Below are 25904 nucleotides of genomic sequence, written 5' to 3' on the forward strand. Positions count from 1 at the left end.
GCTTGAGAACTGCACAGTGGACGCGAGCATCTGTGGCCAAGTTTTTAAGGGCGCACGGTGGATGCCTTGGCACCAGGAACCGATGAAGGACGTGGGAGGCCACGATAGGCCCCGGGGAGCTGTCAACCAAGCTTTGATCCGGGGGTGTCCGAATGGGGAAACCCGGCAGTCGTCATGGGCTGTCACCCGCTGCTGAACACATAGGCAGTGTGGAGGGAACGCGGGGAAGTGAAACATCTCAGTACCCGCAGGAAGAGAAAACAACCGTGATTCCGGGAGTAGTGGCGAGCGAAACTGGATGAGGCCAAACCAGTCACGTGTGATACCCGGCAGGGGTTGCGTGGTTGGGGTTGTGGGATCTCTTTTCTGCAGTCTGCCGGCTGTGGGACGAGTCAGAAACCGTTGATGTAGGCGAAGGACATGCGAAAGGTCCGGCGTAGAGGGTAAGACCCCCGTAGCTGAAACATTGACGGCTCGTTTAAGAGACACCCAAGTAGCACGGGGCCCGAGAAATCCCGTGTGAATCTGGCGGGACCACCCGTTAAGCCTAAATATTCCCTGGTGACCGATAGCGGATAGTACCGTGAGGGAATGGTGAAAAGTACCGCGGGAGCGGAGTGAAATAGTACCTGAAACCGTGTGCCTACAAGCCGTGGGAGCGTCGCTGTATGTGCTTGCACATGCAGTCGTGACTGCGTGCCTTTTGAAGAATGAGCCTGCGAGTTTGCGGTATGTTGCGAGGTTAACCCGTGTGGGGAAGCCGTAGCGAAAGCGAGTCCGAATAGGGCGTTGAGTAGCGTGCCCAAGACCCGAAGCGGAGTGATCTAGCCATGGGCAGGTTGAAGCGGAGGTAAGACTTCGTGGAGGACCGAACCCACCAGGGTTGAAAACCTGGGGGATGACCTGTGGTTAGGGGTGAAAGGCCAATCAAACTCCGTGATAGCTGGTTCTCCCCGAAATGCATTTAGGTGCAGCGTCGTGTGTTTCTTGCCGGAGGTAGAGCACTGGATAGGCGATGGGCCCTACCGGGTTACTGACCTTAGCCAAACTCCGAATGCCGGTAAGTGAGAGCGCGGCAGTGAGACTGTGGGGGATAAGCTCCATGGTCGAGAGGGAAACAGCCCAGAGCATCGACTAAGGCCCCTAAGCGTGTGCTAAGTGGGAAAGGATGTGGAGTCGCAGAGACAACCAGGAGGTTGGCTTAGAAGCAGCCACCCTTGAAAGAGTGCGTAATAGCTCACTGGTCAAGTGATTCCGCGCCGACAATGTAGCGGGGCTCAAGCACACCGCCGAAGTCATGTCATTGCGATATTACCCCCAACGGGGATCGTGATGGGTAGGGGAGCGTCGTGTGCCGGGTGAAGCAGCCGCGGAAGCGAGTTGTGGACGGTTCACGAGTGAGAATGCAGGCATGAGTAGCGATACAAGAGTGGGAAACTCTTGCGCCGATTGACTAAGGGTTCCTGGGTCAAGCTGATCTGCCCAGGGTAAGTCGGGACCTAAGGCGAGGCCGACAGGCGTAGTCGATGGACAACCGGTTGATATTCCGGTACCCGCTTTGAAGCGCCAAACATTGAATCAGGCGATGCTAAGTCCGTGAAGCCGCCGTGGATCCTTCGGGTGAAGCGGAGTGGTGGAGCCGACGAACCAGACTTGTAGTAGGTGAGTGATGGGGTGACGCAGGAAGGTAGTCCAGCCCGGGCGGTGGTTGTCCCGGGGTAAGGGTGTAGGGCGCTGTCTAGGCAAATCCGGACAGCTTGAAGCCTGAGACCTGATGCCGAGCCGATTGTGGTGAAGTGGATGATCCTATGCTGTCGAGAAAAGCCTCTAGCGAGTTTCATGGCGGCCCGTACCCTAAACCGACTCAGGTGGTCAGGTAGAGAATACCGAGGCGTTCGGGTGAACTATGGTTAAGGAACTCGGCAAAATGCCCCCGTAACTTCGGGAGAAGGGGGGCCATTTCCGGTGATGAGACTTGCTCTCTGAGCTGGGGGTGGCCGCAGAGACCAGCGAGAAGCGACTGTTTACTAAAAACACAGGTCCGTGCGAAGCCGTAAGGCGATGTATACGGACTGACGCCTGCCCGGTGCTGGAACGTTAAGGGGACCGGTTAGTCATGATTCGTCATGGCGAAGCTGAGAACTTAAGCGCCAGTAAACGGCGGTGGTAACTATAACCATCCTAAGGTAGCGAAATTCCTTGTCGGGTAAGTTCCGACCTGCACGAATGGCGTAACGACTTCTCGACTGTCTCAACCATAGGCCCGGTGAAATTGCATTACGAGTAAAGATGCTCGTTTCGCGCAGCAGGACGGAAAGACCCCGGGACCTTTACTATAGCTTGATATTGGTGTTCGGTTCGGCTTGTGTAGGATAGGTGGGAGACTTTGAAGCGGCCACGCCAGTGGTTGTGGAGTCATTGTTGAAATACCACTCTGGTCGTGCTGGATGTCTAACCTGGGTCCGTGATCCGGATCAGGGACAGTGTCTGGTGGGTAGTTTAACTGGGGCGGTTGCCTCCTAAAGAGTAACGGAGGCGCCCAAAGGTTCCCTCAGCCTGGTTGGCAATCAGGTGTTGAGTGTAAGTGCACAAGGGAGCTTGACTGTGAGACTGACGGGTCGAGCAGGTACGAAAGTAGGGACTAGTGATCCGGCGGTGGCTTGTGGAAGCGCCGTCGCTCAACGGATAAAAGGTACCCCGGGGATAACAGGCTGATCTTCCCCAAGAGTCCATATCGACGGGATGGTTTGGCACCTCGATGTCGGCTCGTCGCATCCTGGGGCTGGAGTCGGTCCCAAGGGTTGGGCTGTTCGCCCATTAAAGCGGTACGCGAGCTGGGTTTAGAACGTCGTGAGACAGTTCGGTCCCTATCCGCTGTGCGCGTAGGAGTCTTGAGAAGGGCTGTCCCTAGTACGAGAGGACCGGGACGGACGAACCTCTGGTGTGCCAGTTGTCCTGCCAAGGGCATGGCTGGTTGGCTACGTTCGGAAAGGATAACCGCTGAAAGCATCTAAGCGGGAAGCCTGCTTCGAGATGAGGGCTCCCACCCCCTTTGAGGGGTTAAGGCTCCCAGTAGACGACTGGGTTGATAGGCCAGATATGGAAGCGCCGTAAGGTGTGGAGTTGACTGGTACTAATAGGCCGAGGGCTTGTCCTCAGTTGCTCGCGTCCACTGTGTAGGTTCTGAAGTAACGACCGTTGTAGCTAGGCTCCGGTTGGTTAACTTCATAGTGTTTCGGTGGTCATAGCGTTAGGGAAACGCCCGGTTACATTTCGAACCCGGAAGCTAAGCCTTTCAGCGCCGATGGTACTGCAGGGGGGACCCTGTGGGAGAGTAGGACGCCGCCGAACAATCTTTGTGGGAGAGCCCCGCACCGTATGGTGCGGGGCTTTTCTGCGTTTCCGGGTGATCTTGGTACCCGCGGCACGGTCCGGCCGGCCGGGCAGGTAAGGTCAAGGTGCATCGTTGGTACATTTTTCCCACAGGAGGCCCCCGCGGTGGAGGTCCAGGAGACGCGGGTCCAGACGGATCGCGTCCTCACCATCCCGAATATCCTGAGCATGGCCCGCCTCGTCGGCGTGCCGGTGTTCCTGTGGTTGATCCTGTGGCCGGAATTCGGGGGCCCGAAGGCTGACGGCTGGGCGCTGCTGGTCCTGGCGCTGAGTGGCGTCAGCGACTATCTCGACGGCAAGCTCGCCCGGCGCTGGAACCAGATCAGCAGCCTGGGCCGGATCCTCGACCCGGCGGCCGACCGGCTGTACATCCTGTCCACGCTGGTGGGGCTGACCTGGCGGGAGATCCTGCCCCTCTGGCTCACCGCGGCCCTCCTGGCCCGGGAGCTGATGCTGCTGATCGCGGTGGGATTGCTCGCGCGTCACGGATACGGCCCTCCCCAGGTGAACTTCCTGGGCAAAGCAGCTACGTTCAACTTGATGTATGCCTTCCCGTTGCTCCTCCTGAGCGACGGAAGCGGCTGGCTTCACACGCTCGCTGCTGTTTTCGGATGGGCGTTCGCAGGATGGGGTACGGCGCTGTATTGGTGGGCAGGGATCCTCTATGTGGTCCAGGTCCGCCGGCTCATCAAGGCGGCCCCCACAGCCGACTGAGCTCTCCGAACCGGCAGGTTGTGCCGAGGCCGGGTGCCCGCACGTGAGGTCCGGACGAGTGGGCGCCCTGGACAAGTGAAGTCGGCAAGACCGTCGCCTGTCAGAGGAGGACGCTTCCGACATGAAGGCCGTTGTGATGGCCGGTGGCGAAGGAACACGCCTTCGCCCGATGACGTCCAGCATGCCCAAACCACTGCTCCCGGTGGCCAACAGGCCGATCATGGAGCATGTGCTGCGGTTGCTGAAACGGCATGGGCTCAATGAGACCGTCGTGACCGTGCAATTCCTTGCCTCGCTCGTCAAAAACTATTTCGGCGACGGGGAAGAGCTCGGAATGGAGCTCACCTACGCCCATGAGGAAAAGCCGCTCGGCACCGCCGGCAGCGTGAAGAACGCCGAGGACGCTCTCAAGGACGACGCCTTCCTCGTGATCTCCGGTGACGCGCTCACCGACTTCGACCTGACCGACCTCATCCGGTTCCACAAGGAAAAGGGCGCTCTGGTCACCGTCTGTCTTACCCGGGTGCCCAATCCACTTGAGTTCGGTATCACCATCGTCGACGAGGGCGGGCGGGTCGAGCGCTTCCTCGAAAAGCCCACCTGGGGCCAGGTCTTCTCGGACACCGTCAATACCGGCATCTACGTCATGGAGCCGGAGGTCTTCGACTACTTCGAGCCCGATGTGTCGGTCGACTGGTCCGGCGATGTCTTTCCGCAGCTCATGAAGGAAGGCAAGCCGATCTACGGCTATATCGCCGAGGGCTACTGGGAGGACGTCGGTACCCACGAGAGCTATGTGAAAGCCCAGGCCGATGTCCTCGAGGGCAAGGTCGATGTCGAGATCGACGGCTTCGAGATCTCGCCGGGGGTCTGGGTCGCCGAGGGCGCCGAGGTCCATCCCGACGCCGTCTTGCGCGGGCCGCTGTACATCGGGGACTACGCCAAGGTCGAGGCGGGCGCGGAGCTTCGTGAGCACACCGTCGTCGGCTCCAACGTGGTCGTCAAGAGCGGCGCGTTCCTGCACCGGGCGGTGATCCACGACAACGTCTACCTCGGGCAGCAGACGAATCTGCGCGGCTGCGTGATCGGCAAGAACACGGACGTCATGCGGGCCGCCCGGATCGAGGACGGCGCGGTGATCGGCGATGAATGCCTCATCGGCGAGGAGTCCATCGTCCAAGGGAACGTCAGGGTCTATCCGTTCAAGACCATCGAGGCCGGCGCGTTCGTCAACACCTCGGTGATCTGGGAGTCCCGGGGGCAGGCCCATCTCTTCGGCGCCCGCGGCGTGACCGGCATCCTCAATGTCGAGATCACCCCCGAACTCGCGGTGCGGCTGGCGGGCGCGTACGCCACCACACTCAAAAAGGGCTCCACGGTCACCACCGCGCGCGACCACTCCCGAGGTGCCCGGGCGCTCAAGCGGGCGGTGATCTCCGCCTTGCAGACCAGCGCCATCGATGTCCGAGACCTGGAGAACGTGCCGCTGCCCGTCGCCCGTCAGCAGACCGCCCGCGGCAGCGCCGGCGGCATCATGATCCGTACGACGCCCGGCGTGCCGGACTCCGTCGACATCATGTTCTTCGACGAGCGCGGCGCCGACCTCTCGCAGGCCGGGCAGCGCAAGCTCGACCGGGTCTACGCCAGGCAGGAATACCGCCGCGCCTTCCCGGGAGAGATCGGCGACCTGATCTTCCCGTCGAGTGTCTTCGACTCCTATACGGGATCGCTGCTGCGTGCCGTGGACACCACGGGCATCGCGGACTCGGGCCTGAAGGTCGTCGTGGACGCCTCGAACGGCAGCGCCGGCCTGGTCCTGCCCAGCCTCCTCGGCCGGCTCGGTGTGGACTCCCTGACCATCAACCCCGGGCTCAACGAGTCCCGGCCGACGGAGAGCGCCGATGCGCGCCGCTCCGGCCTGGTCCGGCTCGGGGAGATCGTGGCCTCGGCGCGGGCCGCCTTCGGCGTGCGCTTCGACCCCGTCGGTGAGCGGCTGTCCCTGGTGGACGAGCGCGGCCGGATCATCGAGGACGACCGGGCGTTGCTGGTCATGCTGGATCTGATCGCCGCCGAGCGGCGCACGGGACGGGTGGCGCTGCCGGTGACCACGACCCGTATCGCCGAGCAGGTGGCCGCGTACCACGGCACCCAGGTGGAGTGGACGACGACTTCACCGGACGATCTGACCCGGGTGGGGCGCGAGGACGGCACGGTCTTCGGCGGCGACGGCCTGGGCGGCTTCATCATCCCGGAGTTCAGCAGCGTCTTCGACGGCGCCGCCGCGTTCGTCCGGCTGATCGGCCTGGTGGCGCGCACCCAGCTCACCCTCAGCCAGATCGACGCGCGGATCCCGCGGGCGCATGTGCTGCGGCGTGACCTGGCCACCCCGTGGGCGGTCAAGGGGCTCGTCATGCGGCACGTCGTCGAGGCGGCCGGCGACCGCGAGGTGGACACCACCGACGGCGTGCGAATCGTGGAGACCGACGGCCGCTGGGTGTTGGTGCTGCCCGACCCGGCCGAGGCGGTCACCCACCTCTGGGCGGAGGGCCCGGACGACGCCTCCGCGCAGGCGCTGCTCGACGAATGGGCCGCCGTGGTCGACAGCGCAGGGCGCTGACCTGGGCCCCACCGGCGGGCCGCTGATCGGCACGCCGGTGGGGCCATTGGGAGACTGTGCGGGCGACGTGCGACGATGTGCGGCATGTCGCAGCCGCGCCCCGAACGGAGCACACCGAAGACGCCTCTCGCGCGCCCCGACGCCTCCATGTCGCTGCTGACCAACGTGATGGATCACAGTCTCGACGACGGCTACGCGGAGGCCGCCGCGCGCAAGTCGGAAGCCGGCGTGCGCGGTCTGCCGCGTACCCTGCGGGCGAAGTTGGGCCTCGCGGCCGGTCTGGTGCTCGCCGCGCTCGTGGTGACGGTCGGCGCGGCACAGGCGCAGATCTCGGCACCGACGCTCGCCAAGGAGCGCGAGGAGCTGATCAACCGCATCCAGAAGGGCACCGGCGAGGCGGACAAACAGCAGCAGCGGGTCGACGCGCTGCGCGACGACGTCGGCAGGATGCAGCGCGAGGCGCTGAAGAAGCACGGCGGGGACCGCGCCGAGCTGCTGGCGCTGCTGGCCGGGTCGACCGAGGCCACCGGCCCCGGCGTGAAGCTCGTGGTGGACGATGCCAAGGACGCCGAGTCCGGTGCGGGTGGCGGGCCGCGCGAGAGCAGTGGTTTCTCGGACACCGGGCGGGTACGGGACCGGGACATGCAGCGCGTGGTCAACGGCCTGTGGGCGTCCGGTGCGGAGGCCATCTCCGTCAATGGACAGCGGCTTACGTCACTCTCGGCGATCAGAGCCGCTGGAGACGCCATACTGGTCGACAACAAGCCACTGGTGCCGCCGTACACGGTGCTGGCGGTGGGGGACGGGCAGCGGCTGAGCACCGCGTTCCAGGACAGCGCAGACGGTCAGTATCTGCATGTGCTGCAGGAGAACTACGGCGTGCGCACCAGGATTTCCGCCGAGAACGAGGTCACGCTGCCGCCCGCGCCCAGTTTGATCGTACGTACCGCAAAGCCGCAGACCGGTCCCGCCAAGTCGGGCGGCGCCGACACAGGGAAGGGCACATCGTGATCGCCGTATTGGGCCTCATCGTGGGAGTCGTGGTCGGGCTTGTGGTCCGACCCGTGGTGCCGACGGTGGTCGAGCCCTACTTGCCGATCGCTGTCGTCGCGGCGCTGGACGCCGTGTTCGGTGGTCTGCGGGCGATGCTGGACGGCATCTTCGACGACAAGGTCTTCGTGGTCTCGTTCCTGTCGAACGTCGTCGTGGCCGCGTTGATCGTCTTCCTCGGCGACAAGCTGGGCGTCGGCGCCCAACTCTCCACCGGCGTCGTGGTGGTGCTGGGCATCCGGATCTTCTCGAACGCCGCCGCGATCCGCCGGCACGTCTTCAGGGCGTGACGCGGATGGCGACCGACGAGACTCCCGAGCCCGAGAAGAAGCCGGCCCCGGAGCGCGAGACCGAACAGCCGGAGCGGAAGCCCGAGGGGCCGGAGCGGAAGCCCGAGCCGCCGGAGCAGAAGCCCGAACGGCCGGAGCCGGAGCAGAGCCCGGCGGGCCGGCGGCCGATGCCGCCGGAGCACCGCGAAGTCCCTCACGACGCAGAGGACACAGACGGCTCCGAAGCCAACGAACCGGACAGTGCTGGACAGACGCCCGGTAAAGGGGCAGACTCCTCGACCCCGGACGCCGTCGCGGCGGACGGGGACAACCAGGGCCCGACGACCGGTCGGCAGCGGCTCGCCGCGAGCCTGTGGCCGCCGCGGCTGACCCGGGCCCAACTGATCGTCGCGTTGCTGCTGTTCATTCTCGGCCTCGGCCTGGCGATTCAGGTACGTTCCACGAGTGACAGCAGTGCGCTGCGGGGCGCGCGCCAGGAGGACCTGGTGCGCATTCTGGACGAGCTGGACAACCGCTCCCAGCGGTTGACGGACGAACAGCGGCGCCTGGAAGGGCAGAAGACCGAGCTGGCGAACAGCTCGGACCAGGCCGAGGAGGCCCGTAAGCAGACCGTGGAGAAGGAACAGCAGCTGGGCGTGCTGGCCGGGACCGTCGCGGCGCAAGGGCCCAGCATCAACCTGACCATCGACGACCCGACGCACTCCGTGGAGGCGGACAAGCTGCTCGACACCATCCAGGAGCTGCGGGCGGCCGGCGCCGAGGCCATCCAGGTCAACGACGTACGGGTCGTCGCCAACACCGCGCTCTCGGACCTCCGGGGCGGGGTGGAGATCGACGGCAAGCGCGTCATGCAGCCGTACCGCTTCAAGGTCATCGGCAAGCCGGAAGATCTGGAACCGGCGCTGAACATCCCTGGCGGCGTGGTCCAGACGCTGGAAAAGGAGCAGGCCAAGGTGTCTGTGACCCGTGAGCAGAAGATCATTGTGGGCGCCTTGCGAGAGGCGAAGCGGCCTGACTACGCTCGGTCGTCATCGCAGTGAGGCGTACAGGTATGTCGAATGCCCGGCAAGGGCATGAGGTAGCGGGGGGTCGACGCACCGTGCGTGTGGTGTGTGGTGGAAACTGTCTGAAGCCCACGGACGTTCACTGGATGTCCGGATGGGTCGATGTGTGCATCGAGGGTTCGTCCTGCCCCACGGGCGGGTCTATTTCGTTCAAGGGGAATCGCCCGTGAAGTTGTTTGGAAAGCTGTTCGGCAAGAGCGCCCGCCAGGAGGGCGGCAGCGGCTCTGCGCGGCACCGTGCGCCGCGCCAGCCGGAGGAGAGCGGTTCGGCGGCGGAGCGTCCGCTGTTCCGCGACGAGGTTCCCGGGGGGAACGGAGCGGGATCTGTTGACCCCTCCGGTGCCGGCCGCATAGGTTCCCCGGAACCATCGACCTCAGGCACGGGTGGAGGTGCGGCTTTGCCGGTATGTACGAGGTGTGGACACCGCAACGCCGAGGCGAGCCGGTTCTGCTCCAACTGCGGTGCCCCGCTGCGCGCGGGCGCCCAGCCCGAGCGGGCGTCCGAGACGACCTCCACGATCTCCATTTCGGGGCTGGAGGCGTACGACTCGGAGACGACGGGCCAGAACCTGGCGCCGTCGCTGTCCCCGGAGGCCCAGGCGGCCGTCGAGGCCCTTCCGCTGGGGTCGGCGCTGCTGATCGTCCGCCGCGGTCCGAATTCGGGCAGCCGCTTCCTTCTGGACGGTGAGCTGACCACCGCGGGCCGGCATCCGCAGGGTGACATCTTCCTCGACGACGTGACGGTCTCGCGTCGGCACGTGGAATTCCGCCGGGGACCGGACGGTCTCTTCACCGTCGCCGACGTCGGCAGCCTGAACGGCACCTACGTCAATCGCGAGCGGATCGACTCCGTCGTCCTCGCCAACGGCGACGAGGTCCAGATCGGCAAGTACCGTCTGGTCTTCTACGCGAGCCAGCGAGGCGCCGGTATCTGACCGGCCGGGGAAGGCATATGCGCGATACACCGAAGGGCGGTGCCGGGTTCTCCGGCACCGCCTCCTCGGACGGCAAGCCGGTGAGCATCGGCACGGTGCTCAGTGTGCTGCGCGAGGAGTTCCCCGAGGTCACCATCTCCAAGATCCGCTTCCTGGAGGCGGAGGGGCTGGTCGAGCCGAAGCGCACGCCTTCCGGATACCGCAAATTCACGCCCGCCGACGTCGCGCGGCTGGCGAACGTCCTGCGGATGCAGCGGGACCACTATCTGCCACTGAAGGTCATCAGGGAGCATCTGGACGCCCTGGAGCGCGGCGAGCAGGTCCAGCTGCCCGCTCCGGCCGCGCCCGCGCGGGACCTCGTCGAGGGCGTGTCCGACCCGGGCGACGACCGTCCGACCGCCGCCCGGATCGGCCGGGCCGAGCTGCTGGCCGCCGCCGAGGTGGAGGAGGCGGCGCTCGCGGACTGGGAGTCCTACGGACTCATCGTCCCTCATGCGGACGGGGGGTACGACATCGAGGCGGTCACCGTCGCCAAACTGGTCGCGGACCTGGGGCGTTTCGGTCTGGAGCCGCGGCATCTGCGTGCCGTGAAGGCGGCCGCCGAGCGTGAGGCCGGCCTGGTCGAACAGGTCGTTGCACCCCTTCGGCGGCACCGCAATCCGCAGACCAGGGCGCATGCCGAGGCCACTGCCAGGGAGCTGGCCACGCTGTCCGTACGGCTGCACGCGGCGCTGGTGCAGAGCGCTCTGCGGCCCCGGCCGTAGTGAGCAAAAGAGTGCCCGACTACCCAAACCTGCCGAGCACGTCCTAGGGTTGCTGTGTGAACGAGCTCGACGTCGTGGGTGTCCGGGTGGAAATGCCTTCCAGCCAACCGATCGTGCTCCTGCGGGAGGTGGGAGGCGACCGTTACCTGCCCATTTGGATCGGGCCAGGGGAGGCCACCGCCATCGCCTTCGCCCAGCAGGGCATGGTCCCTGCCAGGCCGCTGACGCACGACCTCTTCAAGGATGTGCTCGAAGCGGTGGGCCAGGAGCTGACCCAGGTCCGCATCACGGACCTGCGTGAGGGGGTGTTCTACGCCGAACTGGTCTTCGCCAGTGGGGTTGAGGTCAGCGCGCGTCCGTCCGACGCCATAGCGCTGGCGCTGCGCACCGGAACGCCGATCTTCGGTACGGACGGTGTGCTGGACGACGCGGGGATCGCCATCCCGGACGAGCAGGAGGACGAGGTGGAGAAGTTCCGCGAGTTCCTCGACCAGATCTCGCCCGAGGACTTCGGTACCAACAGCCAGTGATCCGGTGACTCGGCCGGGCGAAGGGTCTGATTCCGGCCAAACTATTTAGCCATTCCCCGCGCGAGGTCACGAGAAACCACTCGTAGGGTGATTATCACTCGGCGTGGCGAGCGCGGCGATCGTTGACGCACCCCGAGTGACTGCATACCGTCGATATGGCAGGTCCCGTCCGGGACGTGGAGGACGGAGGGCGGCGTGGCAATCACCGGCGACGGTACGGCGGCGGAAGGGGCGTTGCCGCTCCACGCGGGCGCAACGGCGAACCGTACCCCGGCACCCGCCGCGGCGGTGTCGGAGGACTGCGAGGCCCAGAACATCGGCTATCGCGGCCCGACCGCCTGTGCGGCAGCGGGCATCACCTACCGGCAACTCGACTACTGGGCCCGCACGGGCCTGGTGGAGCCCAGCATCCGGCCGGCGTACGGCTCCGGCACGCAGCGGCTCTACAGCTTCCGGGACGTCGTCGTCCTGAAGATCGTCAAGCGGCTGCTGGACACCGGGGTGTCGCTGCAGAACATCCGCACCGCCGTCCAGCACCTGCGCTCGCGCGGGCTGGCGGATCTGACGCGGATGACGCTGATGAGCGACGGCGCGACGGTCTACGAGTGCACCTCGCCCGACCAGGTCGTCGATCTGCTCCAGGGCGGGCAGGGCGTCTTCGGTATCGCGGTCGGTGTGGTGTGGCGGGACGTGGAGGGCGCGCTGTCACAGCTCCACGGGGAGCGCGTGGACACCGGCGAGACGCTGGTCGGGAAGAACCCGCACGACGAGCTGGCGCGGCGGCGCAACAGGGCGGGCTGAGCGCTCCGGCACGGCCCGCAGCCCGGCGACGGGTCGATTGTCAGTGCCATGCGGGAACATCGGAATTGTGAGACCCGCGCCGACGATTCTGCATCTGGACATGGATGCCTTCTACGCCTCTGCCGAGCAGGCGGCGAAGCCGAGTCTGCGCGGCAAGCCGGTGGTGGTGGGCGGGATCGGGCCGCGCGGGGTCGTCGCCACCGCGTCGTACGAGGCCCGGGTCTTCGGGGTCCGCTCGGCCATGCCGACCGCTCAGGCGCGCCGACTGTGCCCCAATGCCGCCTATCTCAGTCCTCGCTTCACCCTGTACCGCCAGGTGAGTGAAGCGGTGATGGAGCTGCTGCACGAGCTGTCGCCGCTGGTGGAGCCGCTCAGCCTGGACGAAGCCTTCGTGGACCTGGAGGCGGGCGGGGTGCCGGCGGAGACGGCCGCGGTGCGGGCCGTGGGGGAGAAGCTGCGGCGCGACATCCGCTCGGTGACGGGCCTGACGGGGTCGGTGGGGCTGGCGGGCGCCAAGATGCTGGCGAAGATCGCGTCCGAGGCGGCCAAGCCGAACGGCCTGGTGGTGATCGAGCCCGGTACCGAGCGGGAGCTGCTCGGCCCGATGACGGTGCGGACGCTGCCCGGGGTGGGGCCCGCGACGGCCGAGACCCTGCGCCGGGCCGGGATCCACACCGTCGCGGAGACCGCTGAGGCCGGTGAGGCGGAGCTGGTGCGGCTCCTGGGGAAGGCGCACGGCACGGGGCTGTACGCGATGGCACTGGGCCGGGACGACCGTCCCGTGGTCGCGGAGCGGGACGCCAAGTCGATCTCGGTGGAGGACACCTTCGAGGTCGACCTGACCGACCGGACGCGGGTGCGGACCGAGGTGCTGCGGCTGGCCGACCGCTGCGTCCAGCGGCTGCGTGCGGCGGGACGCTCCGGGCGCACGGTGGTGATCAAGGTCCGTAACTACGACTTCTCGACGCTGACCCGCTCCGAGACGCTCCGGGGGCCCACCGACGACCCGGGCGTCATACGGGAGGCCGCGGTGCGGCTGCTGGAGACGGTCGACACCACGGGCGGGGTGCGGCTGCTCGGCGTGGGGGTCAGCGGGCTGGCCGACTTCACGCAGGAGGACCTCTTCGCCCAGATCGCGACCGAGCGGGAGTCCGAGGAACTGGCCAAGGCGGCGCCGGAGCCGGCCGGCGAGGGGGCCGAGGGAGCCGAGGCCGGGGAGGAGCGGCCGCGGCGCTGGCACCCGGGCCTGGACGTGGTGCACGAGGAGTACGGCGCCGGCTGGGTGCAGGGGAGTGGGGTGGGCAGAGTGACCGTTCGCTTCGAGACGCCGTGGTCCGCACCGGGGAGGGTGCGGACCTTTGCCGTCGGGGACCCGGCGCTGCGGCCCGGGGAGCCGCTGCCGCTGGTCGGCGGGGCGCCGGAGGGGACTCAGTCCTCCGAGCCGGCGATCTTGCCGAAGTCCTTGTCGCCGGCTCCGCCCGCCTCGGCCGAGGGCAGCGAGCCCGCGTCGGGCGAGGAGATGTCCAGCCGGTAGTGGTGGTAGAGCTGGAGTTCCTGCTCGGGGGAGAGGTGGCGGCCCACGCCGAAGTCCGGAGCGTCCTTGATCAGTTTGCGGTCGTAGGGGATGTGCAGGCCCTCGCCGACCATTTTGCTGGGTTCCAGGGGCACGAACGCGTCCCGGCTGAAGAGTCCGGTGCGTACGGCCGCCCACTCCGGTTCCCCCGTCGCGTCGTCGAGGTACACCTCGTCGATCGTGCCTATTTTCGCGCCGTTCCGGTCGAACGCTTTGCGGCCGATCAGGCTCCGGGGATCGATATCGGTTTGCACGGCCCCTCCAATTGGTCGCAACTGCCCCGTGACAACTACCAAACGGCACATTTCATGCCCCGGCCACTCGAAGGATCCTTCGAGTGGCGCGCTGGTAGGCTGGCCAATGGCCGCAGAACCCGTGCGGGAGAGTCCGTCGTCGTTCGCGACGAGGGCGCCGAAGGAGCAAATCCTCCCCGGAATCTCTCAGGCACACGTACCGCACGGACGAGGTCACTCTGGAAAGCAGGGCGGGCCGCGGAAGCACAGCACCGGGACCCCTCCTCACCGACGGTGAAAGCCGGGCCGCTCCGCGCGGCCCGGTGAAGCTCTCAGGTTGAGATGACAGAGGGGGAGGCCGTCCGGGCACCCGCGCCGTGGTGCCCCTCGTAGGTCGTACCGACCAGGAGGCCCCCGCAGATGACCACCAATCGCATCTCCTTGACCGAGCTGGAAAGCGGCATCCCCTTCGAGCAGCGGCACATCGGCCCCGATGACGCGGCGCAGGCCAAGATGCTCGCGCACGTCGGTTTCGGGTCGCTGGACGAGCTCACCGCCACCGCCGTACCCGACGTGATCAAGAGCGCCGAGGCGCTCGGCCTGCCCGGGGCCCGTACCGAGGCCGAGGTCCTCCAGGAGCTGCACGGCCTGGCGGAGCGCAACCAGGTGCTGGCCTCCATGATCGGCCTGGGCTACTACGGCACGTTCACCCCGCCGGTGATCCTGCGCAACGTCATGGAGAACCCGGCCTGGTACACGGCGTACACGCCCTACCAGCCGGAGATCTCGCAGGGCCGCCTGGAGGCGCTGCTGAACTTCCAGACGGTGGTCGCCGAGCTGACCGGGCTGCCCACCTCCGGCGCCTCCCTGCTGGACGAGGGCACCGCCGCCGCCGAGGCGATGGCGCTCTCCCGCCGCGTCGGCAAGGTCAAGCAGGGCGTCTTCCTGGTCGACGCGGACTGCCTGCCGCAGACCATCGCCGTGATCGAGACCCGCGCCGAGCCGACCGGCGTCGAGGTCGTCGTCGCGGACCTGTCCGACGGCATCCCCGCCGAGATCGCCGAGCGCGGGGTCTTCGGCGTGCTGCTGCAGTACCCGGGTGCCTCCGGCGCGGTCCGCGACCCGCGGGCCGTCATCGAGCAGGCCCACGAGCTGGGCGCGGTCGTCACCGTCGCCGCCGACCTGCTCGCCCTGACGCTGCTGACCTCGCCCGGCGAGCTCGGCGCGGACATCGCCGTCGGCACCACCCAGCGCTTCGGCGTCCCGATGGGCTTCGGCGGACCGCACGCCGGCTTCATGGCCGTACGCGAACAGTTCGCCCGCAGCCTGCCCGGCCGCCTGGTGGGCGTCTCCGTCGACGCCGACGGCAACAAGGCGTACCGCCTCGCGCTGCAGACCCGCGAGCAGCACATCCGCCGCGAGAAGGCCACCAGCAACATCTGCACCGCGCAGGTGCTGCTCGCCGTCATGGCCGGCATGTACGCCGTCTACCACGGTCCCGAGGGGCTGCGGACCATCGCCCGGCGCACCCACCGCTACGCCGCGATCCTCGCCGAGGGCCTGCGGGCCGGCGGTGTGGAGATCGTCCACGGGGCGTACTTCGACACCCTGACCGCACGGGTGCCCGGCCGGGCCGGCGAGGTCGTCGCCGGCGCCCACGCGGCCGGCATCAACCTCCGCCAGGTCGACGAGGACCTCGTCGGCATCGCCTGCGACGAGACCACCGGACGCGCGCAGCTGGCCGGCGTCTGGAGCGCCTTCGGCGTGCAGGGCGACATCGAGGCGCTGGACGCGGCCACTGCCGAGACGCTGCCGGGGACGCTGCTGCGCGACGACGAGTACCTCTCCCACCCGGTCTTCCACCAGTACCGCTCCGAGACCGCGATGCTGCGTTACCTGCGCACCCTCGCGGACAAGGACTACGCGCTGGACCGCGGCATGATCCCGCTCGGTTCCTGCACGATGAAGCTGAACGCCACCACCGAGATGGAGCCGGTCACCTGGCCCGCCTTCGGCCAGCTGCACCCCTTCGCGCCGGCCGACCAGGCCGAGGGCTACCTGACGCTGATCCGCGAGCTGGAGGAGCGCCTCGCCACCGTCACCGGCTACGACAAGGTCTCCCTCCAGCCGAACGCCGGCTCGCAGGGCGAGCTGGCCGGCCTGCTGGCGGTGCGCGCCTACCACCGCGCCAACGGTGACGAGCAGCGCACGGTCTGCCTGATCCCGTCCTCCGCGCACGGCACCAACGCCGCCAGCGCCGTCATGGCCGGCATGAAGGTCGTCGTCGTCAAGACCGGCGAGGACGGTGAGGTCGACACCGACGATCTGCACGCCAAGATCGAGAAGCACCGTGACGAGCTCGCGGTCCTGATGGTCACCTACCCCTCCACGCACGGCGTGTTCGAGGAGCACATCACGCAGATCTGTGCGGCGGTGCACGAGGCCGGCGGTCAGGTCTACGTGGACGGCGCCAACCTCAACGCGCTGGTCGGCCTCGCCGAGCCCGGCAAGTTCGGCGGCGACGTCTCGCACCTGAACCTGCACAAGACCTTCTGCATCCCGCACGGCGGCGGCGGCCCCGGCGTCGGCCCGGTCGCCGTGCGCGCCCACCTGGCGCCGTACCTGCCCAACCACCCGCTGCAGCCCGCGGCCGGCCCCGAGACGGGCGTCGGACCGATCTCCGCGGCGCCCTGGGGCTCCGCCGGCATCCTGCCGATCTCCTGGGCGTACGTCCGCCTCATGGGCGGGGAGGGCCTCAAGCGCGCCACCCAGGTCGCGGTGCTGAGCGCCAACTACATCGCCAAGCGGCTGGAGCCGCACTACCCGGTGCTCTACAACGGTCCCGGCGGCCTGGTCGCGCACGAGTGCATCATCGACGTCCGGCCGCTGACCAAGGCGACCGGCGTGAGCATCGACGACGTCGCCAAGCGGCTGATCGACTACGGCTTCCACGCGCCGACGATGTCGTTCCCGGTGGCCGGCACGCTGATGATCGAGCCGACGGAGAGCGAGGACCTCGGCGAGCTGGACCGGTTCTGCGACGCGATGATCGCCATCCGCGCGGAGATCGAGAAGGTCGGGACGGGGGAGTGGGACAAGGACGACAACCCGCTGCGCAACGCCCCGCACACCGCGGCCGCGCTCGGCGGCGACTGGGCCCACCCGTACAGCCGGGAGGAGGCGGTCTTCCCGGCCGGCGTGAACGCCGCGGAGAAGTACTGGCCGCCGGTGCGCAGGATCGACGGAGCCTTCGGCGACCGTAACCTCGTGTGCTCCTGCCCGCCGCTGGACGCGTACGACAGCTGACCGGCGCTGACCCGTCCGGGCAACATCAAGGGCCCTCGGCAGATCTGCCGGGGGCCCTGTTGTACGTGTGGGGCGCTCGCGGGTCAGGCCGCGGCGGTGACCCTGGCCCGGTGCGGGGCGATGACCTGCCCGTCGGGCAGCAGTTCACCGGTGTCCTCGAAGAGCAGGACGCCGTTGCAGAGCAGGCTCCAGCCCTGCTCAGGGTGGTGCGCCACAAGGTGTGCGGCCTCCCGGTCGGTGGAGTCTGCTGACGGGCAAGGCGGTTGGTGCTGACACATGGAAGTTGTCTTTCGCTGCGGTGTGGTGAACGTCGTGCGGCTCGATGAGGTGGTCATGGCCGCTCCCCCGTTTCTCGGTCGGTTCCAGTGTTGCCCTACGGACCGGATTCCGCAGGGATTTCGCAGCAGCGGTACTCACTCGATATCGACGCGTCACCCGTGCGGACGGTTGCTGCCAATTGCACGCCTTCCCAACGGGGTTGGCGATGGTAGCCGTGGGCTAGGCCGCGCGGGTGAGCGCGGCAGAGCGCCCCGCGGCCGGAGAGGGCCGCGGGGCACGCTCTTGCGGGGTGGTACGGGCCGGTAGGGGCCAGGTCAGGCCGGTTCGGCCAGCAGCGGTGCGGAGGAGAGGCGCAGGGTGAGCCGGGGGAGCAGATCGGCGACGCGGTGCGGGCGGTGGGCGGCGATCCCCGGCGGGGCGGGAGCCAGCGGCACCAGCAGGTCACCGGGTGCGGGCATCCCCTCGGCGCCGTCCGCATCGAGGTCGTGATGCAGCCAGAGGGTGAGCATGTACAGCTCCGGGACGGACAGCAGCCGCGGCTGATAGGGCGCGCTCAGCGCCTCGGCCTGCGCCAGTGCCTGCTCGGTCGAGGCGATGTAGGGGCCGCCGCAGAAGCGGGCGAACATCCAGCCGTCCGCCGTGAGCATCGCCTCGGCGGTCGCCACGGCCCGCTCCCCGCCCCGTACCAGGAAGCTCCATCCGGCCAGCCGTGTCTGCGGGGTGTCGCCGGCCCGGCTGACGTCGTCCCACACATGGAGGGGCAGCGGGTGGTCGGGACTGAGCGGCCCCTGATGGGAGCGCAGTGCGGCGACCGGGGCCTCACGGACGGCGGTGGGCGAGCCGAGGGCGGTAAGAACGCTGCGCAGGGCAGGCGCAGGGGCGGAGGAAACGTGCAGCGGCATGGTGGGTCGCCTCTCACTTCGGAGACACGGTGGAGCGTGGCAGGTGCAAACGGCGCTGTCTGCGTGCGGGGCCAGAGCGTGCCGGGGGGTGGCGGCCCGGCGTGGGGCCAGGGCCTGCCCCAGCGCCGGTGGGAACACCGCGGCACTGGGCGCCAACTCTCTACCTCGTGAGCGGAGTTTATACGACGTATGTTCTGAAAGTGTTTCGGCTACCTGCCTTGCAGATTTCCGGCAAGGCGGAATCCGGACCCTTGCCCGAGGTGTTTTCCACCGCTTTGTGCGGTGCCTTTGCGGGACCACCTCGTAATTCGTCTCCGGTGTGGTAGGCCGGATCTTGTCGGTGTTTCTCACTAGTGAATTGCGGACGGCCATCGCCGCCGAGATATGCCATTGGCAGATGCCCGGCAGGCGCATCACTTCGAGCCTATCGGCACCGGCACGCCCCCGAGACGTTATCGATCAGATTGCCGGGGCATCATCGACCGTAGCGCGAACCCCGGCGTGCCGGGGACGGCCCCAAGCTGCCCGTGGTCGCGGGCCGTTCACTCGAGGAGGGACCCTTCGATGGGGGAGAAGGTCGCCGCGTACGGGATCGACCTGGCGGACCGGGAGCGTTATCGAAGAAAGCTCCACGAGTGCCTTGAGGGGCTGGGCAGGCTCCTGTCGGAGAAGCGGTTCGACCGGCCCCGCAATCTCATGGGTCTGGAGATCGAGCTCAATCTGGCGGGCGCCGACGGGCTGCCCCGCATGATGAACTCCCAGGTTCTCGAACGCATCGCCAGCCACGATTTCCAGACCGAACTCGCCCAGTGCAATCTGGAAGTCAACATTCTGCCGCACCGGCTGTCCGGCCGCGTCCTCGACCAGCTCGCCGAGGAACTCCGTACCGGACTCGGCTACGCCGAAAGGAAAGCCCGCGAGGTCGCCGCCAGGATCGTGATGATCGGCATCCTGCCGACGCTGAACGCCGACGACCTCACCGCCACCAGCCTCTCCGAGAACGACCGCTACGTGCTGCTCAACGACCAGATGAGGGCGGCCCGCGGCGAGGACTTCGCACTCGACATCCAGGGCGTCGAGCACCTCGTCTCGCGCTCGCCCTCGATCGCGCCGGAGGCCGCCTGCACCTCCGTCCAGCTGCACCTCCAGGTGACGCCCGGCCGTTTCGCGGCCGTCTGGAACGCGGCCCAGGCCATCGCCGCCGTCCAGGTGGCCGTCGGAGCCAACTCCCCGTTCCTCTTCGGCCGTGAGCTGTGGCGCGAGTCGCGGCCGCCGGTCTTCCAGCAGGCCACCGACACCCGGGCACCCGAACTCCAGGCCCAGGGGGTACGCCCGCGCACCTGGTTCGGCGAACGCTGGATCGACTCCGCGTACGACCTCTTCGAGGAGAACCTGCGGTACTTCCCGCCCCTGCTGCCGATGTGCGACCCGCAGGAGCCGCTACGGGTCCTGGACGAGGGCGGGGTGCCCGACCTCGCCGAACTGGTGCTGCACAACGGCACGATCTACCGGTGGAACCGCCCCGTCTACGCGGTCACCGACGGCGTCCCGCACCTCAGGGTCGAGAACCGGGTGCTGCCCGCCGGCCCCACCGTCGCCGACGTCATCGCCAACACCGCCTTCTACTACGGCCTGGTGCGCGCGCTGGCCGAGGAGCCGCGCCCCCTGTGGACGCGACTCCCGTTCCCCGCGGCGGCCCGTAACTTCGACACCGCCTGCCGGTACGGCATCGACGCGACGCTGCAGTGGCCGCGCCCCGGACGTGCCGGCGGTCTCACCGAGATCCCCGCCGTACGCCTGGTCCGCACCGAACTGCTGCCGCTGGCGGCCCGTGGACTGGACGCCTGGGGCGTGGAGCCCGCCGACCGCGACTCCTACCTGGGCATCATCGAGGAGCGCTGCCGCCGCCGCGCGAACGGCGCCTCCTGGCAGGCCGCGGCCTTCCACCACGCCCGGCGGCAGGGGCTGGACCGGCACGCCGCGCTCGCCGCGATGACCCGCCGCTACAGCGAGCTGATGCACGGCGGGCAGCCGGTGCATACCTGGCCGGTCGCCTGGTCCGTCGGCGACCGGCCGGCGGTTCCGGTGCCGCGGCAGGCGGCGACCGGCGGGGGCTAGAGGGAGAGGTGCGCCGCGGGGCCCGGCAGGCGCGCAGGGCGGCGGTCGGTGCGGCGGTGCGGGGCGGGCGTCGGGCGGGCGGATCGCTCAGCGCGGGCTCGGGGCGGCCTGCGCGGCGACCGTCCAGGTCCCCAGCAGTGCCTGCAGCTGCTTGACCGACGGCGGATCGGCGGGGGCGGCGGCGTACGGCTGGGGAGCGCGGCCGCCGGCCGCTTCCACCACTTTCGGGACGGCCGCGCCGTTGGCGGCCCGGAAGCCGTGGGCGCGCAGCGTGTGCTGACCCTCGGTCTCGACGAGCAGCGTCATGAAGCGGCTGGCGGCGCGGGTCTGTTCGGGCGTCAGCTCCTCGGCGTCGACCAGCGTGTACGGATAGTCGAGCTGGGCGGCCCCGTCCGACGGGTAGAACAGGTCGAGGTCGGGGCCCCCGTCGGCGCCGGTGTTGTGGGCGTAGGCGGCCTGCTCGGACAGCAGCAGCGCCTGGTTGCGGCGCGGATTGTCCTGCTCCGCACCGGAGCCGTCGCGCGGCAGCGTGGCCATGGCCTGGTCGTCGCCGTCCGCGACCCGCTGGTGGAGCAGCGTCGCGGTCGCGGCGGTGCGGGTGTCGTCACCCTTCCTGCCGTCCTGGGCGCGGGTGGCGTCCGTACGGGAGAGGGCGAGCAGCCCGGTGGCGCTGCGAGCTGGATCGGCGAGCCCCAGGCGTATCCCGCCGCCGGACGTCGCGGCCTGCGTCAGACCTGTCCAGTCGTAGGTCTTCCCGGGCCAGCCCAGTGCCCGGGCGGCCCGGGGGACGGCGGCGAGCGTCACCGGGGAGGACGCGAGGGTGGCGGCCGCGGTCAGCGGGGTGCCGTTCTCCGCCCCGACCCGGTCCACCCACAGGCGCGAGTCCGGTATCCAGACCTGGAATTCGGGGTCGGCGGGCCGCTGACCGAAGGAGTCGGCGAGCTCGTGGGAGGCGCGCGGGGTGACCGTGACGTCCAGACATCTGCCGTCGGTGCGCGTCGCGTCCTCGCGGGCTCTTCTGGCCACCGCCTGCAGTGCCGGGGCGATGTCGGGGGAGGCGGCCACGCCCAGCCGTACCGAAGGGCCGTCGCAGGGCTTCCCGAAGGGGAGCAGGTCGCCGCGCAGTGCCACCACCGAGCCGCCGGCCACGGCGAGGAGCAGGCCGGACGCGAGGAGGACGGTGCGGCGACGAGCGCCGGGGCGGGACCCCGTGCCGCGCTGCGCGGGGTCATCGGGCAAGCTGTGTCGTCCCATTGCGGTAGCGCCTCTCCCTCGCGGAGCTCGATCGGATTCGATGCGGAGAGGCAGGGCGGGCCACGTGGATGGCGCCCCCGGCCTGTCGCGCGCGATCTTCGTACCTGCTGCCGAGACCCTAGCGGGGCGGTGGTCGCGAAGAGGCGGTAATGCGGAAGTGGAGGAAGTGTGCAGTCGGATACAAGTCCCGTGGGCGGTGCGGACGTTCCGGGGCCCGGGCGAGGGGCGGGGGCGGCCGGGGAGCTGACCCGCACGGTCCTGCGCAGCGAGACGCTGATCGTTCTGGGCCTGTCGCTGGGCGCCAGCGCGCTGTCGGCGCTGATCAGCTTCATCGGGTCGGTGACCAAACCGGGCGGCCTCAAGCACCAGGCGGCGACGCTCAACGCCTCCCACGCGCCCGGCCGGCCGTGGCTGGATCTTGCCTGGCAGCTGTTCGGGATCGCGACCGCGCTGGTGCCGGTGGCACTGGTGGCGCATCTGCTGATGCGTGAACGGGCCGGCGGACTGCGGGCGATCGGCTTCGACCGGCGGCGGCCGGGCTTCGACCTGAGCCGTGGCGCCGGGCTCGCAGCGGTCATCGGGGGCAGCGGTCTGCTGCTCTATCTGGGCGCGCGGGCGGCCGGATTCAACCTGACGGTGGTCCCCGAGGCACTGCCCGACGTGTGGTGGAAGATCCCGGTGCTGGTCGCGTCCGCGGTGCAGAACGCCGTGCTGGAGGAAGTGATCGTCGTCGGGTATCTGCTGCGCAGACTCGACCAGTTGGGCTGGTCCTCGGCGGCGGCGCTCGCGGCCAGTTCGGTCCTGCGCGGTTCGTACCACCTTTATCAGGGCATCGGCGGCTTCTTCGGCAACATGGTGATGGGCGTGATCTTCGTCCTGCTCTACCGGAGGTGGGGCCGGGTCGGACCGCTGGTCGCCGCCCACGCGCTGATCGACACCGTGGCATTCCTCGGGTACGCGCTGCTCGCGGGGCGGGTGGGGTGGCTGCCCACGGGGTGAGCGGGGCCCGCTCCGGGCCTCCGGAGCCGTGCCGCGGCGCGCTGCCGGCCGGTGGCCGGCAGCGCGCCGTCGGTCGAGGAGCCGCGGTGGCGCCGCCGGTCGACGACCGGCACCGCTACGTCATCCGGAGGCCAGCAGCTCGCCGTCGATGACCGTGACGGCCGACCCGGTCAGCAGCGTCCGGTCGCCGCGCAGTTCGGTCCGTACGGAGCCGGTGCGGGCCGCCCCCTGGAGGCCGACCAGGGTGTCCCGTCCCAGCCGCGCCGACCAGAACGGGGCGAGCGCGGTGTGCGCGCTGCCCGTTACCGGGTCCTCGTCGATCCCCACCGCCGGGAAGAAGCAGCGCGAGACGAAGTCGTGGTCGCCGCCCGGGGCTTCGGCGCGCGCGGTCGCGATCACGCCCCGGCCGCCGTGCCCCGCAAGCGCCTTGAGGTCCGGGGCGAGCGCCCGTACGGACTGCTCGTCGGGGAGCTCGACCAGCAGATCGCCGACGTCGGGGCCGGTGTCGTACGCCGAGAGGATCTCGGTGCCCAGCGCGTCCGCGACGACCGGCGGCACCTCGACGGGTGTCAGTGGGGCGGTCGGGAAGTCCATGGTGATCTCCCCGCCTTCGCCGGCCGTCGTGATCAGCACCCCGCTGCGGGTGCGGAAGCGGACCGTGCCGGTGGCCGTTCCGGTGGTGTGCAGCACGTGCGCGGTGGCCAAAGTGGCATGCCCGCACATGTTCACCTCCGCGGCGGGGGTGAGCCAGCGCAGCGCCCAGTCGGCGTCGCCGCCCGCGGGCAGCGGGTGCGCGAAGGCCGTCTCGGAGAGGTTGACCTCGGTGGCGACCTGCTGCAGCCACGCGGTATCGGGGAACGCGTCGGAGTCGAGGAGGACCACTCCCGCGGGGTTGCCGTTGAACGGACGCGCACTGAAGGCGTCGACGATACGAATCCTCATGGCCGCGAGCGTAGAGGGGCCACCGCGCCACCGGCCAAGGCCAATCCGGGGGAATTGGCCACGGACGGCGGCGCGGAGGCGGGCCGTCAGCTGAAGTCGGCGCGGTGGTCGCGTACCCAGGCGCGGAAGGTGCGGGCGGGGGCGCCGGTGACCTTCTCGACCGTGTCGGTGAGGGCGGGGCGCGGGGCGTCCAGCAGCTCGGCGTAGCCGTCCAGCAGCGGGTCCACGAACGCGTCAGGGAAACCGCCGTCGGCCAGGAGGCGTTCGCGCGCCGACGCGTGGGACAGCTCCTGCCACCGGAGGGGCCGGCCCAGCACGTCCGCCATGACCCGCACCTGTTCCGCCTGGGTGAGGACTTCGGGGCCCGTCAGGGTGTACGTGGCGCCGTCGTGGCCGTCCTCGGTGAGCGCCCGTACGGCCACCTCGGCGATATCGGCCTCGTGGAGGAGGGCCATGGGTGCCGCCCCGTAGGCGCCCCGAACGACGTCGCCGCCCCGGATCTGATCGGCCCACCACAGGGTGTTCGCGGCGAACGCGCTCGGGCGGAGCCGGGTCCAGGACAGCCCGGACCGTGCGACGAGCTGCTCGACTGCCGCGTGGGACCGGCCCACCGGGTGCGGCTGGCGTTCGGGGGCGAGCCCGTCGCGGACGGCGCCGGACGACAGGAGGACGACCCTGCGCGCATGGCGCGCGACGGCGTCCACGACCGCGCCAGCCGGCTCGGCACCGTGGAACGGCCACATCAGGAACACGGCGTCGACGCCCTCCGACGCCGACTCCAGCGCCGCGCGGTCGGCCAGGTCGCCCTGGCGCACGTCGACCCCGCCGGGCAGTCCCGCGTCGGCCGCCCGGCGGGTGAGCGCCCGCACCGCAACCGCGCCGGTGGCCAGGAGCCGGTCCGTCACCCGGCGGCCCACATTTCCGGTCGCCCCGGTGACGAGAATCGTGTTCCTGCTGGTCATCGCGCTCTCCCTGTCGCTCTGTGTACGTGCCGCCCGTACGCCCGGGTGGCCCGTGGGCGGGGGGCCGTACGCGTTGCCGTGCGGCCCACGATCACCGGCCGTGGGGGAGCGGCTCCAGCTACCGAGGCCAGGACGCAGGAATCCGTCATCTCCTACCGTTGACAGATGGAAACCGTCACTCTGGATACCGTCGACCGTGGGCTGGTGCATGCCCTGCAGATCGACGGGCGGGCGTCGTTCCGCACCGTGGCCGAGGTCCTCGGCGTCTCGGAGAACACCGTCGCCCGCCGCTACCGACGGCTGCGGTCCGCCGGGGTGCTGCGCGTCGTCGGCGTGGTCAACGGGGTGGCGCTCGGCCACTCCTCCTGGGCACTCCGGCTGCGGTGCACCCCGGACGCGGCCGGCGCGGTCGCCGCCGCGCTCGCGGCCCGTTCCGACACCTCCTATGTGCACCTGCTCTCCGGCGGGACGGAGATCTCCTGCAACGTCCAGTCGCCTTCCGCCGCCGAACGGGACGCCCTGCTGCTGCACAAGCTCCCCCGGACCAGCCGGGTCACCGCGGTCTCCGCGCATCTGCTGCTGCGCGCCACGGCGCTGCCCGCCGCGTGGCGCGGGGCCGCCCGGCTCTCCGAGGAGCAGGCCGGTCGGCTGCGTCCCGCCCCGGTCGCCGCGGTACCGGAGCCGGTCGCGCTCGACGGCCGGGACCGGGTCGTACTGGAACTGCTGGCCAAGGACGGCAGGACCGGCTACCGCGAACTCGCCGCCGCCGCGGGCAGCGCGGACTCCACCGTCAAACGCCGGCTGGACGCCCTGCGGCGCTCCGGAGTGCTCGGCTACGCCCTCGACCTCAGCCCGGCGGCGCTCGGCTTCCCCACCGAGGCACGCCTGTGGATGTCCGTACGGCCCTCCGGGCTGCTCCAGGTGGCGCAGGCGATGGCCGAGCATCCGGAGGTCTCCTTCGCCGCGTTGTGCACCGGCCCCAGCAACCTCGTCGCCGCCGTCAACTGCCGTCATGCCGAGGACCTGTGCCGTTACCTCACCGAGCGGGTGGCCACGCTGGACGCCGTGCGCTCCGTGGAGACGGCGCCCGTCATCCGCACCCTCAAGCGCACCGGGACGGCAGGCATCCCCGCGGTGCGCATGTGACGGAATGCCGACATCTGACGTCTGAAGGGGAAA

General features: G+C 69.1%; 20 protein-coding genes, 2 rRNA genes and 1 riboswitch. Of the genes, 16 read left to right on the forward strand and 6 right to left on the reverse strand.

All coding sequences use genetic code 11. From position 1 onward, the window contains the following. The first annotated feature begins 34 nt into the window (after nt 1–34). From SL103_RS13725 to SL103_RS13780, 12 genes are all read left to right on the forward strand, one after another. Nucleotides 35–3157: ribosomal RNA gene (locus tag SL103_RS13725) — 23S ribosomal RNA — on the forward strand. 77 nt (nt 3158–3234) lie between these two features. Continuing rightward, nucleotides 3235–3351, forward strand: a 5S ribosomal RNA gene (gene rrf / locus SL103_RS13730). Nucleotides 3352–3498: 147 nt separating this feature from the next. Beyond that, entirely contained in the window at nt 3499–4107 is a 609-nt protein-coding gene (locus SL103_RS13735; RefSeq protein ID WP_069569130.1) for a CDP-alcohol phosphatidyltransferase family protein, read from the forward strand. Between the two features lie 121 nt (nt 4108–4228). Further along, nucleotides 4229–6724 carry a mannose-1-phosphate guanyltransferase gene (locus SL103_RS13740; protein ID WP_069569131.1) on the forward strand — a complete coding sequence of 832 codons (2496 nt, stop codon included), beginning with the start codon at nt 4229–4231 and terminating at the stop codon, nt 6722–6724. Between the two features lie 75 nt (nt 6725–6799). Beyond that, nucleotides 6800–7735, forward strand: coding sequence for a DUF881 domain-containing protein (locus tag SL103_RS13745; RefSeq protein ID WP_208869865.1), 936 nt, complete (start codon nt 6800–6802; stop codon nt 7733–7735). Beyond that, the gene (locus SL103_RS13750; protein ID WP_003984969.1) at nt 7732–8064 is read left to right on the forward strand and encodes a small basic family protein; all 333 of its coding nucleotides are present in this window, start codon (nt 7732–7734) and stop codon (nt 8062–8064) included. Before SL103_RS13745 ends, SL103_RS13750 begins: the two co-directional genes overlap by 4 nt. A 5-nt stretch (nt 8065–8069) precedes the next feature. Continuing rightward, on the forward strand, nt 8070–9104 hold the full coding sequence (locus SL103_RS13755) for a DUF881 domain-containing protein (RefSeq protein WP_079146226.1): 1035 nt from the start codon (nt 8070–8072) through the stop codon (nt 9102–9104). 118 nt (nt 9105–9222) lie between these two features. Further along, nucleotides 9223–10062, forward strand: coding sequence for an FHA domain-containing protein (locus tag SL103_RS35970; protein WP_079145729.1), 840 nt, complete (start codon nt 9223–9225; stop codon nt 10060–10062). Nucleotides 10063–10079: 17 nt separating this feature from the next. Then, nucleotides 10080–10826 carry a transcriptional regulator FtsR gene (ftsR, locus tag SL103_RS13765; RefSeq protein ID WP_069569134.1) on the forward strand — a complete coding sequence of 249 codons (747 nt, stop codon included), beginning with the start codon at nt 10080–10082 and terminating at the stop codon, nt 10824–10826. 56 nt (nt 10827–10882) lie between these two features. Continuing rightward, entirely contained in the window at nt 10883–11356 is a 474-nt protein-coding gene (locus SL103_RS13770; protein ID WP_006606439.1) for a bifunctional nuclease family protein, read from the forward strand. A 195-nt stretch (nt 11357–11551) separates the two neighbouring features. Further along, nucleotides 11552–12157: a MerR family transcriptional regulator gene (locus SL103_RS13775; RefSeq protein ID WP_033268503.1), complete on the forward strand. Its 606-nt coding sequence runs from the start codon at nt 11552–11554 to the stop codon at nt 12155–12157. 67 nt (nt 12158–12224) lie between these two features. Next, a complete protein-coding gene (locus SL103_RS13780; protein WP_079145730.1) occupies nt 12225–13691 on the forward strand; it encodes a DNA polymerase IV in 1467 nt (488 codons plus the stop codon). Here the strand turns inward: SL103_RS13780 and SL103_RS13785 are convergent. Next, nucleotides 13586–13984 (reverse strand): PRC-barrel domain-containing protein, encoded by a 399-nt coding sequence (locus SL103_RS13785; protein ID WP_069569136.1) that lies wholly within the window; start codon nt 13982–13984, stop codon nt 13586–13588. The genes SL103_RS13780 and SL103_RS13785 overlap by 106 nt on opposite strands. Nucleotides 13985–14098: 114 nt before the next feature. Further along, nucleotides 14099–14196: riboswitch (glycine riboswitch) on the forward strand. A 187-nt stretch (nt 14197–14383) separates the two neighbouring features. On the opposite strand from SL103_RS13785, the gene gcvP reads away from it, so the two are divergent. Next, on the forward strand, nt 14384–17269 hold the full coding sequence (gene gcvP / locus SL103_RS13790; RefSeq protein WP_069569137.1) for an aminomethyl-transferring glycine dehydrogenase: 2886 nt from the start codon (nt 14384–14386) through the stop codon (nt 17267–17269). 83 nt (nt 17270–17352) lie between these two features. On the opposite strand, the gene SL103_RS13795 is transcribed toward gcvP, so the two are convergent. Both SL103_RS13795 and SL103_RS13800 read right to left on the reverse strand, forming a co-directional pair. Next, nucleotides 17353–17547: a DUF5999 family protein gene (locus tag SL103_RS13795; RefSeq protein WP_030416598.1), complete on the reverse strand. Its 195-nt coding sequence runs from the start codon at nt 17545–17547 to the stop codon at nt 17353–17355. A 315-nt stretch (nt 17548–17862) separates the two neighbouring features. Further along, nucleotides 17863–18450, reverse strand: coding sequence for a hypothetical protein (locus SL103_RS13800; RefSeq protein WP_069569138.1), 588 nt, complete (start codon nt 18448–18450; stop codon nt 17863–17865). Nucleotides 18451–19014: 564 nt separating this feature from the next. On the opposite strand from SL103_RS13800, the gene SL103_RS13805 reads away from it, so the two are divergent. Further along, nucleotides 19015–20568, forward strand: a complete 1554-nt coding sequence (locus SL103_RS13805; protein ID WP_069569139.1) for a glutamate-cysteine ligase family protein — start codon at nt 19015–19017, stop codon at nt 20566–20568. Nucleotides 20569–20655: 87 nt separating this feature from the next. Here the strand turns inward: SL103_RS13805 and SL103_RS13810 are convergent, their stop codons facing one another. Beyond that, nucleotides 20656–21822 carry a substrate-binding domain-containing protein gene (locus tag SL103_RS13810; protein WP_079145732.1) on the reverse strand — a complete coding sequence of 389 codons (1167 nt, stop codon included), beginning with the start codon at nt 21820–21822 and terminating at the stop codon, nt 20656–20658. Between the two features lie 189 nt (nt 21823–22011). Between SL103_RS13810 and SL103_RS13815 the strand changes: the two genes are divergently transcribed. After that, complete coding sequence (locus SL103_RS13815) at nt 22012–22821, forward strand: CPBP family intramembrane glutamic endopeptidase (RefSeq protein WP_069569140.1); 810 nt, start codon at nt 22012–22014, stop codon at nt 22819–22821. 120 nt (nt 22822–22941) lie between these two features. Here the strand turns inward: SL103_RS13815 and SL103_RS13820 are convergent, their stop codons facing one another. Both SL103_RS13820 and SL103_RS13825 read right to left on the reverse strand, forming a co-directional pair. Beyond that, the gene (locus SL103_RS13820) at nt 22942–23763 is read right to left on the reverse strand and encodes a PhzF family phenazine biosynthesis protein (protein ID WP_069569141.1); all 822 of its coding nucleotides are present in this window, start codon (nt 23761–23763) and stop codon (nt 22942–22944) included. An 86-nt stretch (nt 23764–23849) separates the two neighbouring features. Beyond that, nucleotides 23850–24725 carry an NAD(P)H-binding protein gene (locus SL103_RS13825; protein ID WP_069569142.1) on the reverse strand — a complete coding sequence of 292 codons (876 nt, stop codon included), beginning with the start codon at nt 24723–24725 and terminating at the stop codon, nt 23850–23852. Nucleotides 24726–24890: 165 nt separating this feature from the next. On the opposite strand from SL103_RS13825, the gene SL103_RS13830 reads away from it, so the two are divergent. Beyond that, on the forward strand, nt 24891–25871 hold the full coding sequence (locus SL103_RS13830) for an Lrp/AsnC family transcriptional regulator (RefSeq protein ID WP_069569143.1): 981 nt from the start codon (nt 24891–24893) through the stop codon (nt 25869–25871). Nucleotides 25872–25904: the final 33 nt, after the last annotated feature.

Source organism: Streptomyces lydicus (assembly GCF_001729485.1).
Lineage (GTDB): Bacteria > Actinomycetota > Actinomycetes > Streptomycetales > Streptomycetaceae > Streptomyces > Streptomyces lydicus_D.